At 68.1% G+C, this 15440-nt stretch carries 9 protein-coding genes; 6 read left to right on the top strand and 3 right to left on the bottom strand.

Annotated features, from left to right (window positions below):
* Window positions 1-55 precede the first annotated feature (55 nt).
* Window positions 56-1156 carry a pyridoxal-phosphate-dependent aminotransferase family protein gene (locus R2B38_RS07630; protein WP_318015531.1) on the bottom strand — a complete coding sequence of 367 codons (1101 nt, stop codon included), beginning with the start codon at window positions 1154-1156 and terminating at the stop codon, window positions 56-58.
* A gap of 218 nt (window positions 1157-1374) precedes the next feature.
* Between R2B38_RS07630 and R2B38_RS07625 the strand changes: the two genes are divergently transcribed.
* The 6 genes from R2B38_RS07625 to R2B38_RS07600 all read left to right on the top strand — a co-directional run bounded on the left by R2B38_RS07625 (window position 1375) and on the right by R2B38_RS07600 (window position 8297).
* Window positions 1375-2238 (top strand): transporter substrate-binding domain-containing protein, encoded by an 864-nt coding sequence (locus R2B38_RS07625; protein ID WP_318015530.1) that lies wholly within the window; start codon window positions 1375-1377, stop codon window positions 2236-2238.
* Window positions 2235-3074: an amino acid ABC transporter permease gene (locus R2B38_RS07620; RefSeq protein WP_318015529.1), complete on the top strand. Its 840-nt coding sequence runs from the start codon at window positions 2235-2237 to the stop codon at window positions 3072-3074. The genes R2B38_RS07625 and R2B38_RS07620 overlap by 4 nt, the downstream gene beginning before the upstream one ends.
* Window positions 3071-3862 (top strand): amino acid ABC transporter ATP-binding protein, encoded by a 792-nt coding sequence (locus tag R2B38_RS07615; protein WP_318015528.1) that lies wholly within the window; start codon window positions 3071-3073, stop codon window positions 3860-3862. The genes R2B38_RS07620 and R2B38_RS07615 overlap by 4 nt, the downstream gene beginning before the upstream one ends.
* Window positions 3863-3927: 65 nt before the next feature.
* Complete coding sequence (locus tag R2B38_RS07610) at window positions 3928-5019, top strand: amidohydrolase family protein (RefSeq protein WP_318015527.1); 1092 nt, start codon at window positions 3928-3930, stop codon at window positions 5017-5019.
* A 131-nt stretch (window positions 5020-5150) separates the two neighbouring features.
* Window positions 5151-6056, top strand: coding sequence for an SCO1860 family LAETG-anchored protein (locus tag R2B38_RS07605; RefSeq protein ID WP_318015526.1), 906 nt, complete (start codon window positions 5151-5153; stop codon window positions 6054-6056).
* A gap of 735 nt (window positions 6057-6791) precedes the next feature.
* Entirely contained in the window at window positions 6792-8297 is a 1506-nt protein-coding gene (locus R2B38_RS07600; protein ID WP_318015525.1) for an FAD-dependent monooxygenase, read from the top strand.
* A 37-nt stretch (window positions 8298-8334) separates the two neighbouring features.
* On the opposite strand, the gene R2B38_RS07595 is transcribed toward R2B38_RS07600, so the two are convergent.
* Together R2B38_RS07595 and R2B38_RS07590 are read right to left on the bottom strand one after the other, a co-directional pair.
* Window positions 8335-8670, bottom strand: a complete 336-nt coding sequence (locus tag R2B38_RS07595; protein WP_318015524.1) for a hypothetical protein — start codon at window positions 8668-8670, stop codon at window positions 8335-8337.
* Window positions 8671-8677: 7 nt separating this feature from the next.
* Window positions 8678-14851, bottom strand: a complete 6174-nt coding sequence (locus tag R2B38_RS07590) for a DNRLRE domain-containing protein (protein ID WP_318015523.1) — start codon at window positions 14849-14851, stop codon at window positions 8678-8680.
* Between the last annotated feature and the right edge of the window lie 589 nt (window positions 14852-15440).

The raw sequence follows: 15440 nt of genomic DNA, 5'->3' as shown, positions 1-15440 counted from the left end.
TCAGGGCCGATCGGGGGTCTGGGGCGGAGCCCCCAGCATCCGCCTCGGCCCACGACTACCGCCACGCGTTCTCTACGGCGGACCGGGCGCCCTCCAGATCCACCGACACCCCCTGCTCCGCCAGCGCCGCGCCCAGCGCCGCCAAGGAACTCTGTACCGCCCCCACCGTCGCATCCACCCCGTAGTGGTTGACCCGGATCATCTCCTTCGCCAGGGAACCCCCGCCCGCGGCCAGCGGCAACGCCGGGTCCGCGGACAGGGCCCTCGCCACCAGCTCCGAGGCCACCACACCCGACGGCGTCCTGAGCGTCGTAGCGACCGGCGCGGCCTCGGCCGCATCGTGGACGTACGGTTCGAGCCCGCCGCCCAAGGCGACCGCACCCGCCCGCGTAGCCGCCGCGGCGCTCGCGTGGCGCCGCATCACCGTGGCCAGACCCTCCGCCTCGATACGCTCCACGCACGCCTCCAGCGCCAGCATCTCCAACTGGGCCGGTGCGTGCGGCAGCGCCGTGCGGCCGGCGTCGGTCCAGCGGTCCTTCCAGTCGAGGAGGGAGAGGTACGAGCGGCGCGGGGCCGAGGGGTTGGCCGCCATACGGGCCCACGCCCGCGCGCTCACCGACACCGCCGAAACCCCCGCCGGCCCGCCCATCGCCTTCTGCGCGCCGATCACGCACAGGTCGACACCCCACGCGTCCGGCAGCACCGGCTCCGCGCCGATGGAGGCCACCGCGTCGAGGTAGAAGATCGCGCCGTGGGCCCGCACGATCTCGCCGATCTCCGCGACCGGGTTGGTGTTGCCGGTCGCGGCCTCCGCGTGGACGAGGGACACGAAGTCGATCCCGGGGTGCGCGGCGAAGGCCTCCCGGATCTGGTCGGCGGTCACGGCCGTGTGGAAGGGGACGGCGAGGTCGATCACCTCCGCGCCGCAGTCCCGCAGCCAGTTCCCGAAGGTCTGCCCGTAGGGGCCGGTGATGACGTTCAGCGCGAGCGTGCCCGGCCCCGCCGTGGAACGGATCGCGCCCTCCAGCGGCAGCAGCGCCTCGCCCTGCATGATCACGACATCCTGCTCGGTGCCGAGCAGTCGGGCCACCCGGTCCTCGATCGAGGCGAAGTGCGCGGCGCTCAGCGGGGCCAGGTCGAGGAAGGGGTGCGTCACGGCGGTGCTCTTTCACTCGCGGGAGTCGATGGGAACGAGGGTAACCGGCCCGCCTGACCGCCCTCCGCACCCCTCCGACCGGCGACTTCACCGCCCTCCGCACCCCTCCGACCGGCGACTTCTTAGCCCGGACGGCCCCCTGGTCACCGGTCCGGATGAGCGGCTGGCCGAACCCCTCCGAATAATCGGAACCCATAGTTCCGTCACAGGAGGCCTCCGTGAACACGCTCCTCGGCCGCCGGGCCCGCACCCTGGCCGCCACCACCGCGACGGCCGCGACGACCGCACTCGTCCTCGTGACCGGCTGCACGTCGAGCGACAGCGGCGGCAGCGGTTCGAAGACCGCCGCCGGTGGCGTCGAACTCGTCAAGGCCGGCCGGCTCACCACCTGCACGCACCTCCCGTACCCGCCCTTCCAGTCCGAGATCGACGGCAAGGTGCAGGGCTTCGACGTCTCCCTCATCGACCTGGTCGCCAAGGACCTCGGCGTGAAGCAGACGATCCTCGACACCCCCTTCGAGAACTTCAAGACCGGCGCCTTCCTCAACGCCGACGAGTGCGACCTGGCCGCCGCAGGCATGACCATCACCGCCGAGCGCAAGAAGAACGTCGACTTCTCCGACCCCTACTTCGACGCCACCCAGGCCGTCCTCGTCGACAAGAAGAGCGGGATCACCTCCCTCGCCGACGTGAAGACCAAGGGCAAGAAGCTCGGCGCGCAGGCGCAGACCACCGGCGAGGACTACGCGAAGAGCAAGGGCTTCGACCCCGTCTCCTTCGAGTCCTCCGACGCCGTCCTCAACGGCCTGCGCACCGGCCAGGTCCAGGCCGTCATCATCGACTACCCGGTCGTCCAGGGCTGGTTGAGGACCAAGGCCAACGCCGACGCCTTCAAGGTCGTCGACAACCTCAACACCGGTGAGCAGTACGGCTTCACGGTCAAGAAGGGCAACACCAAACTCCTCGCCGCCATCAACAAGGCCATCAAGGACGCGAAGGCCGACGGCACGTACAAGAAGCTCTACGAGAAGTGGATCGGCCCCTACGACGCCTCGGCCGCCGCCTCTCCGTCGGCCTCATGAGCGCCGACACCGCGGATCCTCAACTCCAGCCCAGGAGACAGGGGTTGAGCAGACGGCAGCGGCGCAGGCTGTCCCAGGGCGTGCAGTACGCCGTCTTCGCCGCCGCCGTGATCGCCTTCGCGGTCACCGCCGACTGGGGCCGCCTGAAGAACCAGTTCGCGCAGTGGAGCATCGCCAAGCAGATGTTCCCGGACGTCATCACGCTGGCACTCAAGAACACCGTGCTCTACACCCTGTCGGGCTTCGTCTTCGGGCTGGTCCTGGGCATGGTCGTCGCGCTGATGCGACTGTCGTCGGTAGGCCCCTACCGCTGGCTCGCGGGGATCTACATCGAGATCTTCCGCGGCCTGCCGGCCCTGCTGATCTTCATCTTCGTGGGTGTCGCCGTGCCGCTCGCCTTCCCGGGCACGGAGATCGTCGGCGGTACGTACGGCAAGGTCGCCCTCGCACTCGGCCTGGTGTCGGCCGCGTACATGGCGGAGACGATCCGCGCGGGCATCCAGGCGGTGCCCAGAGGGCAGTTGGAGGCGGCCCGTTCGCTCGGTTTCTCGCAGGCGCGGGCCATGGTGTCGATCATCGTCCCGCAGGCGTTCCGGATCATCCTCCCGCCGCTGACCAACGAACTGGTCCTCCTCTTCAAGGACTCCTCCCTGGTCCTGTTCCTCGGCGTCACCCTGGAGGAACGCGAACTCTCCAAATACGGCAGGGACTTGGCGAGTACGACGGCCAACTCCACGCCGATCCTGGTGGCCGGCCTGTGCTACCTCCTGGTCACGATCCCGCTGAGCTTCGTGGTCCGCCGGATGGAGACGAAGACGGGGGAGGCGGTCCGGTGACGAACACCGCACGTGAGAAGCCCGAGATCCAAGTCCGGGGCCTGCACAAGTCGTTCGGCACCAACGAGGTGCTGCGCGGTATCGACCTGGAGATCGGCCAGGGCGAGGTGGTCTGCGTCATCGGCCCCTCCGGCTCCGGCAAGTCGACTCTCCTGCGGTGCGTGAACCTGCTCGAAGAACCCACCCAGGGACGGGTGTTCGTCGGCGGCACCGAGATCACCGACCCCGATGTCGACATCGACGCCGTACGCCGCCGTATCGGCATGGTCTTCCAGCAGTTCAACCTCTTCCCGCACCTGACCGTCACCGAGAACCTCACCCTCCCGCAACGCCGGGTCCTGCGCCGCGACAAGACCCGGGCCGCGAAGGTCGCTGCCGACAACCTCCGCCGCGTAGGCCTGTCGGAGAAGGCCACCGCCTACCCCGCGTCCCTCTCCGGCGGCCAGCAGCAACGCGTAGCCATCGCAAGGGCGTTGGCGATGGACCCCGAGGTCATGCTCTTCGACGAACCGACGTCGGCACTCGACCCCGAGCTGGTGGGGGACGTGCTCGCGGTCATGCGGATGCTCGCGAACGAGGGCATGACCATGATGGTCGTCACCCATGAGATGACGTTCGCGCGCGAGGTGGCCGACCGGGTTGTGTTCATGGACGGTGGGTTGATCGTCGAGGAGGGGTCTCCAGACCGGGTCATCACCAACCCGCAGCAGGCCCGTACCCGCCATTTCTTGTCCCGCCTGCTGGACCCCGCGATGGCTGAAGTACAGGACGACGAAAGCGCGCCCTAAAGGGGCGCGGGGAACTGCGCGACCAGCCACGACGCTCCCGCACTCGACGAACTATCGTGCGTCCCATGAGCGATCTACCGGTGCTGCACATGAAGGGCCGAGTCCTGGTTGGCCCCGAGGACATCCGCGACGACCTCTGGGTGATCGACGGCCGCATCTCCTACGACCGTCCAACCCACGGACGTGACATCCGCACGGTAGACGGCTGGGCCCTCCCCGGCCTCGTCGACGCCCACTGCCACGTAGGCCTGGGAACCCACGGCCCCGTAGACGCCGAGACCGCAGAGCAACAGGCCCTCACCGACCGAGACGCCGGCACCCTCCTGCTCCGCGACGCGGGCTCCCCCTCGGACACCCGCTGGATCGACGACCGCGAAGACCTCCCGAAGATCATCCGCGCGGGCCGGCACATCGCCCGAACCCGCCGCTACATCCGCGACTTCGCCCACGAGATCGAACCCGACGAACTCGTCGCCTACGTCGCCCAGGAAGCCCAACGCGGCGACGGCTGGGTCAAGTTGGTCGGCGACTGGATCGACCGCGACCTCGGCGACCTGTCGGCCTGCTGGCCGCGCGAGGCGGTGGAGGCGGCCATCGCCGAGGCCCACCGGCTCGGCGCGCGCGTCACCGCGCACTGCTTCGCGGAGGACGCGTTGCGCGACCTGGTGGAGGCGGGCATCGACTGCATCGAGCACGCGACCGGCCTCACCGAGGACCTGATCCCGCTGTTCGCCTCGCGGGGCGTCGCGATCGTCCCGACCCTCGTGAACATCGCGACCTTCCCGAAGCTCGCGGAGGGCGGCGACGCCAGGTTCCCGCGCTGGTCGGCCCACATGCGGCGACTGTACGAGCGGCGCTACGACACCGTCCGGGCCGCCTACGACGCCGGCGTCCCGGTCTACGTCGGCACCGACGCCGGGGGTTCCCTCGCCCACGGCCTGGTGGCGGCCGAGGTCGCCGAACTCGTCACCGCCGGCATCCCCGCCGTAGAGGCGCTGTCGGCGACCGCGTGGGGGGCGCGGCGGTGGCTCGGGCGGCCGGGGCTGGAGGAGGGCGCGCCGGCGGACTTCGTCGTGTACGAGGCGGACCCGCGCGCCGATGTGCGCGTGCTGGCGTCGCCGCGGCGGGTGGTGCTGAACGGGCTGGTGGTCGAATAGTCGCCAGGCGATTCGAATACGTTCACGGAAAACCCACGATGGGGTGAAGTGACGCGGGATCGCTGACGGTTCACTCGTCGTGGGTAATTCTTACCGGGTCCCAAGCATGTCTCTTCTGGGGGTCCCACACCTTGAACGGCACCAACTTCCGCATGCCCGCACGCCGTTGGGCCACCGTGGCCACGGCGACCGCCCTCGCCGCCGGTCCCGTGGCGCTGGCCGGCGCGGGGTCCGCCCACGCGAGTATCGACCAGGGTCGTGCTAGCGCCGTCGTGCTCCGCACCGGGCTCGACGTGTCCCTGCTCAACAAGACCGTGGACGTCCCTCTCGCGGTCTCCCTCAACGAGGTCCAGGCGCCGCGGAGTGCCGAAAAGACCGCGCTCACCGCCCAGTTGGACGGGGTGAACGGCGGGCAGCCGTTCAGCGTGCTCAGTGCGGACGTCGCCACGGCGAGGGCGACGGTGTCCGCGACCAAGTCCGAGGGGTACACGAACCTCGCCCATGCCCGGCTGCACGTCCCCGGTCTGCCGCTGCTCTCGCTCATCGAGGTCGACGCGGTCATGTCGAAGGCGACGTGCGAGGCGGGGAAGGCGCCGGTCGCCACGTCGCATCTGCCGGGGGCGGTGACGGTGCTCGGCAAGCGGATCACGGTAACTGCCAGTGGTCCTACGGATGTTGAGGTGCCGGGGGTCGGTTCGGTGCGGCTCGACCTGTCCAAGACGTCGACCACGTCCCGTACGGCCGCCGCGACCGCCCTCGAACTCAAGGTCTCCGTCAACCCGTTGAAGCTGAACGTCGCCGACGTGGAGGGGACGGTGACGTTGGCGCGGGCGACGTGTGAGGCGCCGAAGGTTGCCGCCGTCACTCCGCCCTCTTCCAAGCCGGCGCCGGATGTGAAGCCCCAAGGGGCGCCTGCGGAGGCGGGGTTGGCCGAGACGGGGGGTAGTTCCGTGACGCCGTACATCGCGGGTGGGGCGGTGTTGCTGCTGGCGCTGGGCGGGGGAGCGGTACTGACAGCGCGCCGGCGCCGGGGCTGAGCCAACAGCTTTCCCACCCACCCACCCACCCGTCTCGGGCGTTTCAAAGGTCCACCTTTAAACGGCAGTAGACGGGCGGGCGGGCGGGTGGGCGGGAAGGCTTGGGAGGGCCAGGGCAACCTCTTGGCGGGCCAGCCGAGTTGGGCGGTCGGGAGGGTGGGAGGGAAGGCTCGGAGGCTGGCCTTTTGGGTTGGCCGAGTCGGGCGGGCAGGGTCTGGACGGTGACGTTCCAGCTGACCGAGATGGGCGGGCGGGTGGGAAAGGCTTGGACGGTGGCCTCCCAGCCGACCGAGACGGGCGGGTGGGTGGGAAAGGGTTTTGAGGGTGACCTTCCAGCCGACCGAGACGGGTGGGCGGGCGGGAAAGGGCTTGGGTGTAGCTCCTCTGGAGGGACGGGCTGAGCTGGGACGTTGACGAATCGCCTGTGCCCGGTGCGGTTGCCCTCGTTGGAGCGCCGCAGATAGGTGTATCGGCCATGCCCAAGATCGGCCGAGCGGTCCTCGCTGATGAGCGGCGAGGCGACCGGAACCGCCGGAAGGATCACACCTCAAATGTGAAGTCGCAGCTCGGTGCTGGTGAGATCGTCCCTTGAGAGGAGCTACACCCATCGAGGTTCGGCTGCCGGAGCCCTGTGAAACGTGGGTGGCGGTGAACGGCGAAACCCTCACTCGCATTAGGCTCGACACTCCGGCCACTTCAGATCTCAGTCGCGGAGGATGCCAGGTGGAAGGTCCGATGGTGGTCGTGGTCGGCGCGGGGCCGACCGGGCTAGCCTTGGCATGCGGCCTGGCCCTGGCCGGAGTATCGGTGAGGATCGTCGACAAGGCGGAGCGGCCGTCGACAGCGTCACGTGCTCTGGGGATCCAGCCGCGGGGCTCCGAAGTCCTCAACCGGCTCGGAGCTCTGAAGGGGCTACCGGAGCGTTCGGTGCGGATCACGGAGTTCGTCACGCACGTCAACGGCAAGTGTCTGATGCGTCTGAAGGTCGGCGCGCACGCGGCGCTGGTGGATCGCCCTGTGCTCGTCAATTCGCAGGCAGAGGTGGAAGCGCAGTTGCTGCGGCGGCTCCGCGAGCTTGGTGTCGAGGTGGAGTGGGGACGGAAGTTCGTCGACGCTGATGAGGATGCGGAGAACGTGACCGTTCAGCTGGAGGACGGGGCGGTGCGCGCGAGGTGGCTGGTGGGCTGCGACGGGGCGCACAGCCGTGTGCGTGCGTCGGCGGAAATCGGCTTTCCCGGAGCGCCCACGATGGATGGTTTTTTCCTCACGGATGTGCGTGCATCGTTGCCGTTTCCCAGAGACGTGGTGTCGGCGTGGCTGCACCGGGAGGGAATGCTCGGGGTATTTCCTCTGCCTGGGGACGGCGTCTGGCGACTGGTGGCGTCGGCTCCCGCAGATGGCGAGGACATCGGTTCCGATGGTGTGTCGGACGCGCTGAGACTGGCCGTTCAGAAGCACGCCGGAATCCAGCCGCCCGAGCGATGGACGGACCTGTGGACTTCGACCTTTCGTATTCAGCGCCGCCTCGCCACCAGGTACCGGTCCGGCCGAGTTCTGCTGGCGGGAGATGCCGCTCACGTACACAGCCCGTTCGGTGGGCAGGGCATGAACACCGGGCTCGGTGATGCCGAGAACCTGGCTTGGAAGCTCGCACTGGTCGCCTCGGGCAGAGCCCACAGCCGCCTGCTGGACACCTACGAAAGCGAACGGCGTCCGGCGGCCCGCGAGGTACTGGCTTCGACGAGTGGCGTTACGCGTCTGGCCCTCGCGGACAACATGGTGATGCGCACCGTCCGTGACCGTGTCCTGGTTCCGTTGCTCCGTCTCCCGACGGCCCAGCGGCTACTCTGGGAGAAGTCCTCGCAGCTCAGGATCAGCTACTGCAGCGGGCCTCTGGGAGGCCGGTGGTCGCGCCTTCGGATCGGTGTCGGACCGCGTGCGGGCGATCGCGTACCCGACCTGGCCTGCCTCCGGGAGGACGGCGTCCGCACTCGCCTGCACAGGGAGCTCGGTCACCGGTGGGCGATTGTCGCCCCCGCCCCGGTTGCGCCGGCCTTTGCGGACATCGCTCGCAGACACCTGGGCGCGGATACCGTGGTGGCCCCGCTCTCGGAGACCGGCGGGAGACGGACCGTCATGCTCGTTCGCCCCGACGCCCACCTCGGGTGGGCGGGCGTATCGTCGGCCGCGCTGGACGACTGGCTGACACGCGCTCTGGGTGGCGGTGGTGGCCTCCGCTGAAGGGAGGCCACCACCGCCGCGCCTTGCCGTCTCCTGCTTACGCCATGGCGAGCAGCATGGCGAACAGGAATGACACCAGGCCTCCGAAGAAGAGGGCTGCTGCCGCGATCTGCACGATCCTGTGGACCTCCATTCGGGCGGTCAGCCCGTATGTGAGGACCAGCGCCGAGGCGACGAGCGGCAGAGCCGCAAGCGTCAGCATCGTGATGCCCAGTCCGACGGACCCGGTTCCGGCACCGCCGGATTCCTCTACCTGCTGCATGCCGTTGAAGGTGAGCGGGAGCAGGGCGAGGATCCAGGGAACCGCCGCGAGCGTCGTGATCACCAGAGAGGTGAGGACGGGCCTCGCCCGTTCATGAACCTGTACGTTCATCGCTAGATCACCAGATTCCGTAGGCCGACGTGTAGAAGGCGATATTGGAGGCGAACAGCGCGAATCCGGTCCGCGCCGCGATCTTGTTCGCTGTCGAGCAGAGCGTGTTGTTGTCGCATCTGGTTTTGTTGGGGCCCCATGCCTTGACCTTCATGGAGACAACTCCCCAGCTCTTGCTGAAGGTGAACCTCAGCCGCTTGCCGGGGCCTTCGAAGTGCCCCTTCAGGGAGAGGAACTGGAAGTAGGTCGAGGTCAGCTTCTCCACCTTGACGGGACCGAGCACGGGCTTGAGGTTGCATCGCTCGCCCCGGTTGAGGGTGGAACCGCACCCGCTGAGGGGGAACACCCAGAAATGATTGCGGATCCACTTGAACACCGTCTTGGCGGAGCTGAAGTACCCACCAAGGTAGTAGGTGTACGAGTAGGAGTAGGCGCCGCTGAGGTCCGTGCAGGAGACGGGGTTTCCGCGGCAGTACTCGTAGCTGTTGTCGTTCCCTCCGTATACCGGATCGCTTTGGAGGAAGCGGCCGCTTCCGGCGTCGTAGAGCCGGACGCCCATGAGCGTGATGCCGCTGAGCGTGCCGCTGTCCCGCTGGTAGGAGCCCAGCCACCCGTATGCGGTCGATACCGTTCCATCGAGTGCGTTGCCGTACTCGTCGTACTGCTGGACGGTCGGCGCCACGGAGGTGTCCAGCGGGAGCTGGACCGTGATGTCCCCGTGGGTGTTGGACAGTTGGAGCACGGTGTCGCCCGAGGCCGTGGTGACCGCCGCGAGAGCGCCGGTCAGATCGGCCACGTTGCGGCTGACGGCGCCTGACGAGGACTTGCTCCAGCTGGGGCTGTCACAGTCGCAGCCGTAGTGGTTGGTGATGCTGCCCGTGGTGGTCCAGGATCCATCCGTCGCCTGGGTCTGGTCGGTGGACACGGCCAGTCGCGCGGCAGCGTCCAGGGTCCAGGTGCGGCGGCTGGTGCCGACGGTCTCGCTGTTCACGAGGTCGTTGGCGTAGTAGGTCAGCGTGCTGTTGCCGCTGGTGGTGGTTCGGCCGAACGCGTCGTAGGCCACGCCGGACGCGATGAGCCTGTCCGCGCTGTCGTAGTCGTACGACGTCGAGGCCGTGGTGGCATCGTCGGTGCTGCTGTCGCAGTCGTCAGTGGTGGTCTTCAGCGCGGTGCGGTTGCTGCTCGCGTCAAGGGTGTAGGCGCGGGTGGTGCAGCCGGTGGCGGTGGTGTCGGTGGCCTCGGTGAGGCGTGCGGCACTGTCGTAGGTGTAGGTGGTGTCCGTGGTGGAGCCGTCGGTCTGGGTGTGTCCGACCCGTTCACCGCGTGCGTTGTGGCGGACGGTGTCCGAGACGATCGCCGTGCCGTTGGCATCGGCGTAGACCCGACCTGTCTCGGTGCCGGTGGTGTCCGTGCCGATGGTCAGCGTGGTGCCGCCGGGCAGAGACTCGGAGACGAGGGTGCCGTCGGCGTCGTAGGACGCGCTGAAGGTTCCCGCGGCCGAGTCCGTGAGTGACTTGCGGTTGCCGGCCGTGTCGTACGCGTAGGTCACCGTGGACGGAGCCGAGTCCGTGACCTTCACGGGCCGGTCGAGGATGTCGTAGGAGGTGGTGGTGACGTTGCCGGCACCGTCGCCGTAGGACGTCGGGCGGCCGAGGGCGTCGTAGGTGTAGGCGATGGTCTGTCCGTTCGCGGTCCGCTGGGACAGCTGGCCGTTGGTCTCGTTGTAGGTGACCGTTGTGGCCGGGACGTCCTTTCCGGTGCCGCCGCTGATGGTCGTCTTGATCGGCCGTCCCGCGTTGTCCTTAGTGATGGTCGTGGTGCGGGTCACGCCATTGGCGGTCTCGGTCTTCGTGGCGAGTTGGAGCCACCGGTCGTAGGTGTAGACGGTGGTGACCGTCTCGTCGGGGTTGGTTCCGCCGTCGGTGATGTCGGCCGCCGGTGAGGTGCGGCAGGCCAGGCCCGCCCACTCCGATCGGCTCCCGCAGGTACCAGTGCCGTCGGCGGTGTAGTACTCGTACTTGATGGTCGCGGCGTCCGTTCCGCTGGATCCCGCGGTACGAGTGGTGGCCACCTTCCCGGCAGAGTCGTAAGTGGCGGCCGTGCCGGTGGTGTCGTCGCCTCCGCTGGCCGTCGTCTGGCCCGTGGACCAGTCGTAGGCGGTGGTCACGGTGCGGACATCCGCGTCCGTACCGTACCCGTCGACAAGGGCGCCGGTCTTGGTGGTGGTCACCAGGTCCGACAACTTGGCGCCGGAGGGACGGTTCTCATCGTAGGCGTACGACGTGTGCGGGCGGGCGGGGACAACCGATCCCGCCGCGAGGGTGGACTCGGTGGTGGAACCCGCCAGTTGCGCGGTGAGGGTGACCTCGTGCAGTGGACCGTACTCGTCCAACAGGCGCTCGCCATCGGAGGAGTACTCCGAGACCACGGCCAGCAGCGGGGCCCGGTCCGCGGTGGACAGGTCGGCCAGACCGAGCGCGGCCAGCGTGTCGGCGGCGCCAGTAGCGGTACCCAATGCCAGTTCACGGTTGGCGGCACTCAGTTCGGCAACCGTGTTGCCGAACTCGTCGTACTCGGTCGTGGTGATCGAGCCACCGGGTGTGGCGGTATTGGTTTCCTGACCGTTCGCGTCGATGTAGGTGATGGTGGCGGTGGTGTATGCGTCGGCGGCGAGGGCGCTCCCGGTGTGGGAGGAAGGCAACGAGCCGGGCGGGAAAACCGCCGTGGCGTCGGTCGGTGCCTCGTCCTGGGCCCAGCCGGCGACGGTGTCCTGGTCCAGTTGGTACGGAGCCGTGGAGCCGGACAGCGGGACGTCGTAGACGACGCTGGTCACTGCCGTACCGGAGACGTCAGTATTCGACCCCTGGGCGAGCGCGGAGCGCGAGGCCTTCAGCAGCATGCCTGCACCTGAGGTCAACGCGGAGCCGGCCGTGCCGTAGCTGAAGGTCCAGGGAAGCTGCCCCGGCTCGGTGAGGGTCGCGAGGAGGCCATCCGAGTCGTAGGTGTAGGTCGTCTTCAGTGCCGGGCTGATCTGCGGATCCCACACACTGCGCAGGTTCCCGGAAGCGTCATAGGCGTAGGACGTGATTGTTTCGGTCGTGGCAGCGGAGGCACCCGGGCTGGTTGCCCACAGCCTCACGGCCTTGACCTGGTTCTTGTAGTCGCCCAGGGCACTGCTCGTGGCGGTGGTGGTGTCGGCGTAGACGAACTCCAGTACCCGGCAGCCCTTCGTCGAGGGGTCCGCCTGGCAGGCGGCCGTGGTGACCGCCGGCGTCGGGGAGATGACGTACTTCGGACGGGCCAGCGTGTCGTCGCCGACCACCACCGACTCCGACGCGATGGTGACGGACGAGTCGCCCACCGCGGAAGCCGTGGACGACAGGGTCCAGGTCGAGACCGCGGACGAGGCCTTGGCGAACACGGTGCTGTTGGAATCGGTGTCGGTGAGGGTGAACTTCGTCCCCGACAACGTGCCCGTAAGGGTCAGGGACTCATGGCCCGTCTGGGCCTTCCAGCCGCCGCCGGTGGTGCTCGTGAACGCGATGGTGCCGCCGTCCGCGCTCAGCACCTCGACCGAGGTGCTGGAGGTAGCACGCACCTGCGTGTAAGCCGCGCCCTGGGAAGCAACGGACGAGACCCACCCCGGGCCGAAGATCTGTGCCTGGCCCTCGTCGTCCGTGTCGTTCGCCCGGGATGAGAAGACTCGGCTCACCGTCGTGTCGAACGCCGAGGCGTCGGTGGCTGCCAGGGTGTAGTCACCGGTCAGCTGGTTCACTGACCCGGGCCCCACGGGGGCGCTCGGCGCGGTGCCGGCGTCCCGGTCGAGGGTGACCTCGACAGTCTGGGAGTGGCCGGTGGTGGTGCCATTGGTGAAGGCGGCACGGAGTTCGATCACACCGTCCTCGGACAAGGTGTTCACCGTGTTCCACACCAGCTTGGTCGCGGTGCCGGAGGTGACCGCGACCGGCCAGGCGGAGACCGCGCTGCCAGAAGCGGTGACGTCACCGACCGGCACGGTATGCCAGGAGTCCTCCTCCCCGCGGCGGTACTCCCAGGTGACCCCGGTGTAGGAGGTCAGGCCCTTGGCGGACAGGGTGAGGCGGCGGGCAGTATCGTCGCCATCCTGCGGGGAAAGGATCGCCGCGCCGTCCGCGCCGACGCCGAAGCTGTAGGCGGTCGTGGCCGAAGAAAGGTTTCCTCCGGAGTCGACCGTGCGCGCGTACAGCGTGTGCCAGCCATTCGCGGGGTCGACGGAGATGGTGAGCGCGTCACCGCCGTTGCCGTTGGTGGTGTCCAGCTTCTTGTTCGGCAGGCTGCTGTTGTCCAGACCCCAGTGGTAGCCGGCGCCGTCGGAGGACGTGGTGTCCAGGGTGCAGGACACGGCAGCGTCGGCCTTGGCGGTCCAGTCGTTCTGCGTGTATGTGTCGCAGGTGACGGTCGGGGCAGCGGGCTTGGCGACATTCGGCACGAAGTAGAGGTACGACGACCAGGATCCGTAGTCCGTACCGTCATAGCCGCGCACCCGCATCCGCAGGTGCGCCCCGGCCAGCTGGCTCGCCGACGGGATGGTCAGCTTCGCTGTCCCGCCGGAGACCACTGAGGCCGAAGTGCCGGTGTAGGAGTAGGACGTTTCCCCGGAGTACGCCGGGTCGTTGGTGATCTCGAACTGCGCCTTGGCCGACGAACCGTCCACGTCCGTGACCTTCGCCGACACCGTCGGCGTGTACGTCGTCACATACCGCCTGCCGCTGTAGGCGTTGACCTGCGACGGCGAGATGGCCGTCGCCGTCGGCACCGACGGGTAGGAGTTGTAGGTCACCGTCAGGTGCGGCTCGGTGGAGCCGTCCCCCGAGACGTAGTTCGCCGAGCGGAAACGCCGCCAGGTCAGGCTGTCGGTCTCGCTCGCACCCGCGATCCGCAGGCCATAGTTGGCCGAGCCGTCTGCCCAGGCCTGCACGATGGCGTCGATGTCGAAGTTCATCGTGCCGGCCGGGCAGTCGGTGCTGCTGTAGCCCTTGGCCGCGGTATTGGTCACCGCGCCGGTCGTGGTGGTGGACGGCTGGTCAGCCCAGGTGATGTCGGAGGACGACCACGATCCGGTGATCCGCCGCACCTGCGTCCCCGCGCCCGTGGTGGCACAGGTCGAGGAGTAGTACGAGTACAGCGCCAGGTTGGTGTCGGTGATGTGCTTGCCCTTGAACGCCGACACGTCGAACTTCAGATACGACCGGGCCTTCGTCGAACCTGCGTCGTAGGTCCCCGACTTCAGCTCGGTCGAGGAGACCTGCGAGTCGGTGTAGTTCGTCGCCACCCAGGTGTCCGTGGTCACGGCCAGGGTGGAGGTGGGGTCGACGGTGACCGGGTAGGTCAGGTCCTGCGCGAAGTAGTCCGCGTCCGGATCGAGTACCAAGGTCTGGGAGCCGTTATCCGCAGTCTCGACCTTGGTGGCGACGGGTGCCTGGTGCTTCGACTCGCCGGACGCGTCGTCCTTGGAGGAGTCCCACATCATCGGCGCGGGCGCCTCAGCGACCAGTTTGCCGCCGGAGTCCTTCAGCAGTAGATGACCAGAGTCGGCCACCGACAGCTCAAGTCCCTTGAGATTCACAGGGATCCGGTACTCCGGCGCTTGGTCCGGCGCCTTGTCGAGTACGACGTTCTGGCTGAAGCCCTGGGCGAGCGCGGTGACCGTGAGGGTCTGGCCGTCGCTCAGGGCGTAGGAGGCGGTGTCGTCCTTCACCGACGGGGTCGGCAGCTTCGACTCCCAGCCCAGCCCGAAGGACTTGGACCCCTTGTCGACCGAGACCAGCGCGGTGTCACCGCCGTCGGAGACGGCGATGTCGGCCGCCGCCACTGCAGGCTCCAGCGATTCGCCGGTGTCCGACAGATCGGTGTCGATGTCCTGCCACTTGCCGTCCACCTGTTGCCGGATCGGCCCGGCGTACGTAGACGTTTGCAACTCCCCTGAGGGCAGGGCGTAGGTCGTCGAGGTCTCCGTCTGCTCGGAGGTCACCTCGATCTTCCGGTCCTGCATCCGGGCCATCAGCAACGCCGCGGCCACCGAATCCGCCGACGAGGCAGCCGACTTCGTCTCCGTGGAAGCCGCGATGGCCTCCGCTCCACCTGAGTCCGCCGCGAACGCCCCACCTGTCACGACGGACACCGTCGCGGCCTGGGTCGCCATGACCGCAGCCACAGCAATGGCTATTCGGCGCAAGGCCGTTGACGGCCTGCGCCGTTGACGGAGCACCCCGTCCCCCGCTCTTCGCTTCATCACTTCTCCCTTGCGGTAACACACCTAGCCCACCGAACGTTCACATCGTGGGTCAAGTGATCGTAAACGCGAGGGCTGACAGTGAACGGGCACGGCTCAACACGCAAGGGGGAAGCCACCGCAGGACCGTTACCTGCCCGTGTCCATCAACGGCTTGACGTGCTCGCGTATGGGCTGGATAAACATCGAATCGACAACAAGGTCACTCCTAGAAGTCACTGGACCACCGAGCGAACATGGGACATTCGGCCCAAATTTCGAGAGGCTCCACCCTCGAACTCCCTTAGGAAGCTCACAGCAAGCGATATCAATATGTAACCCCACGCCCCACGGGAGGTCTGGCAGAAACTTGAGCATCAGAGTGTGCGCAACGCGATCGCTCGCGCGCGCCTGGCCAGACTCTTCGCCCCCTGAGTGGCATCTTCCCGTCCGCCGGTCTGTCGCGTGTGCGGGAATTGCCGCTCTTTGACCGCCTGGATGGGGAAGAGTCCGTCGTACG

The sequence above is a fragment of the Streptomyces sp. N50 genome (genome assembly GCF_033335955.1).
Lineage (GTDB): Bacteria > Actinomycetota > Actinomycetes > Streptomycetales > Streptomycetaceae > Streptomyces.
This window is presented reverse-complemented; position numbering and strand designations above follow the sequence as displayed.

Coding starts and splice junctions, on each gene's coding strand:
- R2B38_RS07590 (WP_318015523.1), bottom strand. CDS start 14,851: ATGGCGACCCAGGCCGCGACGGTGTCCGTCGTGACAGGTGGGGCGTTC.
- R2B38_RS07600 (WP_318015525.1), top strand. CDS start 6,792: ATGGTGGTCGTGGTCGGCGCGGGGCCGACCGGGCTAGCCTTGGCATGC.
- R2B38_RS07595 (WP_318015524.1), bottom strand. CDS start 8,670: ATGAACGTACAGGTTCATGAACGGGCGAGGCCCGTCCTCACCTCTCTG.
- R2B38_RS07610 (WP_318015527.1), top strand. CDS start 3,928: ATGAGCGATCTACCGGTGCTGCACATGAAGGGCCGAGTCCTGGTTGGC.
- R2B38_RS07620 (WP_318015529.1), top strand. CDS start 2,235: ATGAGCGCCGACACCGCGGATCCTCAACTCCAGCCCAGGAGACAGGGG.